Genomic DNA, 3342 nt, shown 5'->3' on the forward strand with positions numbered 1-3342 from the left:
TCGGAATTTAATCTTGACGATGACCTACTCTCACATGGGGAAACCCCACACTACCATCGGCGATGCATCGTTTCACTACTGAGTTCGGGATGGGATCAGGTGGTTCCAATGCTCTATGGTCGTCAAGAAATTCGGGTACTGAGTCGTAGCCAGATGGCTTCGCTTCAGCAAATTGGGTATGTGACAGCTTTCGGTGTTTTGTGAGCGTCGAACTTTCGGTTCATCTCGTCTTCACACACCGCAATCTGATGCTCTTTCGAGTAGTCAAATTGCTTGGGTGTTATATGGTCAAGCCTCACGGGCAATTAGTATTGGTTAGCTCAACGCCTCACAGCGCTTACACACCCAACCTATCAACGTCGTAGTCTTCGACGGCCCTTCAGGGGACTCAAGGTCCCAGTGAGATCTCATCTTGAGGCTAGTTTCCCGCTTAGATGCTTTCAGCGGTTATCTATTCCGAACATAGCTACCCGGCAATGCCACTGGCGTGACAACCGGAACACCAGAGGTTCGTCCACTCCGGTCCTCTCGTACTAGGAGCAGCCCCTCTCAAATCTCAAACGTCCACGGCAGATAGGGACCGAACTGTCTCACGACGTTCTAAACCCAGCTCGCGTACCACTTTAAATGGCGAACAGCCATACCCTTGGGACCGGCTTCAGCCCCAGGATGTGATGAGCCGACATCGAGGTGCCAAACACCGCCGTCGATATGAACTCTTGGGCGGTATCAGCCTGTTATCCCCGGAGTACCTTTTATCCGTTGAGCGATGGCCCTTCCATACAGAACCACCGGATCACTAAGACCTACTTTCGTACCTGCTCGACGTGTCTGTCTCGCAGTCAAGCGCGCTTTTGCCTTTATACTCTACGACCGATTTCCGACCGGTCTGAGCGCACCTTCGTACTCCTCCGTTACTCTTTAGGAGGAGACCGCCCCAGTCAAACTACCCACCATACACTGTCCTCGATCCGGATAACGGACCTGAGTTAGAACCTCAAAGTTGCCAGGGTGGTATTTCAAGGTTGGCTCCACGCAGACTGGCGTCCACGCTTCAAAGCCTCCCACCTATCCTACACAAGCAAATTCAAAGTCCAGTGCAAAGCTATAGTAAAGGTTCACGGGGTCTTTCCGTCTAGCCGCGGATACACTGCATCTTCACAGCGATTTCAATTTCACTGAGTCTCGGGTGGAGACAGCGCCGCCATCGTTACGCCATTCGTGCAGGTCGGAACTTACCCGACAAGGAATTTCGCTACCTTAGGACCGTTATAGTTACGGCCGCCGTTTACCGGGGCTTCGATCAAGAGCTTCGCGTTAGCTAACCCCATCAATTAACCTTCCGGCACCGGGCAGGCGTCACACCCTATACGTCCACTTTCGTGTTTGCAGAGTGCTGTGTTTTTAATAAACAGTCGCAGCGGCCTGGTATCTTCGACCGGCATGAGCTTACGGAGCAAGTCCTTCACCCTCACCGGCGCACCTTCTCCCGAAGTTACGGTGCCATTTTGCCTAGTTCCTTCACCCGAGTTCTCTCAAGCGCCTTGGTATTCTCTACCCAACCACCTGTGTCGGTTTGGGGTACGGTTCCTGGTTACCTGAAGCTTAGAAGCTTTTCTTGGAAGCATGGCATCAACCACTTCGTTAACTAAAAGTTAACTCGTCATCAGCTCTCGGCCTTAGAATCCCGGATTTACCTAAGATTCCAGCCTACCACCTTAAACTTGGACAACCAACGCCAAGCTGGCCTAGCCTTCTCCGTCCCTCCATCGCAATAACCAGAAGTACAGGAATATTAACCTGTTTTCCATCGACTACGCTTTTCAGCCTCGCCTTAGGGACCGACTAACCCTGCGTCGATTAACGTTGCGCAGGAAACCTTGGTCTTTCGGCGTGGGTGTTTTTCACACCCATTGTCGTTACTCATGTCAGCATTCGCACTTCTGATACCTCCAGCAAGCTTCTCAACTCACCTTCACAGGCTTACAGAACGCTCCTCTACCGCATCACTTACGTGATACCCGTAGCTTCGGTGTATGGTTTGAGCCCCGTTACATCTTCCGCGCAGGCCGACTCGACTAGTGAGCTATTACGCTTTCTTTAAAGGGTGGCTGCTTCTAAGCCAACCTCCTAGCTGTCTAAGCCTTCCCACATCGTTTCCCACTTAACCATAACTTTGGGACCTTAGCTGACGGTCTGGGTTGTTTCCCTTTTCACGACGGACGTTAGCACCCGCCGTGTGTCTCCCATGCTCGGCACTTGTAGGTATTCGGAGTTTGCATCGGTTTGGTAAGTCGGGATGACCCCCTAGCCGAAACAGTGCTCTACCCCCTACAGTGATACATGAGGCGCTACCTAAATAGCTTTCGAGGAGAACCAGCTATCTCCGAGCTTGATTAGCCTTTCACTCCGATCCACAGGTCATCCGCTAACTTTTCAACGGTAGTCGGTTCGGTCCTCCAGTTAGTGTTACCCAACCTTCAACCTGCCCATGGATAGATCGCCCGGTTTCGGGTCTATTCCCAGCGACTAGACGCCCTATTAAGACTCGCTTTCGCTACGCCTCCCCTATTCGGTTAAGCTCGCCACTGAAAATAAGTCGCTGACCCATTATACAAAAGGTACGCAGTCACCCAACAAAGTGGGCTCCCACTGCTTGTACGCATACGGTTTCAGGATCTATTTCACTCCCCTCTCCGGGGTTCTTTTCGCCTTTCCCTCACGGTACTAGTTCACTATCGGTCAGTCAGTAGTATTTAGCCTTGGAGGATGGTCCCCCCATATTCAGACAAAGTTTCTCGTGCTCCGTCCTACTCGATTTCATGACTAAGAGATTTTCGCGTACAGGGCTATCACCCACTATGGCCGCACTTTCCAGAGCGTTCCGCTAATCTCAAAGCCACTTAAGGGCTAGTCCCCGTTCGCTCGCCACTACTAAGGGAATCTCGGTTGATTTCTTTTCCTCAGGGTACTTAGATGTTTCAGTTCCCCTGGTTCGCCTCTTACGCCTATGTATTCAGCGTAAGATAACCATCTTATGATGGCTGGGTTCCCCCATTCAGACATCTCCGGATCAAAGTCTGTTTGCCGACTCCCCGAAGCTTTTCGCAGGCTACCACGTCTTTCATCGCCTCTGACTGCCAAGGCATCCACCGTATGCGCTTCTTCACTTGACCATATAACCCCAAGCAATCTGGTTATACTGTGAAGACAACATTCGCCGAAAATTCGAATTTCTCGATTAAGAGAACTCACAAATTTTACCTTAGCCTGATCCGTTACCAGTGAAAGTAACGTTCAGTCTATCTTTCTATCACATACCCAAATTTTTAAAGAACGATC

The 3342-nt window shown here is 50.9% G+C and carries 2 rRNA genes; both read right to left on the minus strand.

The features are described from left to right. Positions 1-11: 11 nt before the first annotated feature. Positions 12-127 (minus strand): 5S ribosomal RNA (gene rrf / locus AOA59_RS00575). Between the two features lie 157 nt (positions 128-284). Then, positions 285-3176 (minus strand): 23S ribosomal RNA (locus tag AOA59_RS00580). Between the last annotated feature and the right edge of the window lie 166 nt (positions 3177-3342).

This window comes from Pseudomonas sp. 2822-15, from assembly GCF_002742515.1.
In the GTDB taxonomy this organism is placed as follows: Bacteria; Pseudomonadota; Gammaproteobacteria; order Pseudomonadales; family Pseudomonadaceae; genus Aquipseudomonas; species Aquipseudomonas salomonii.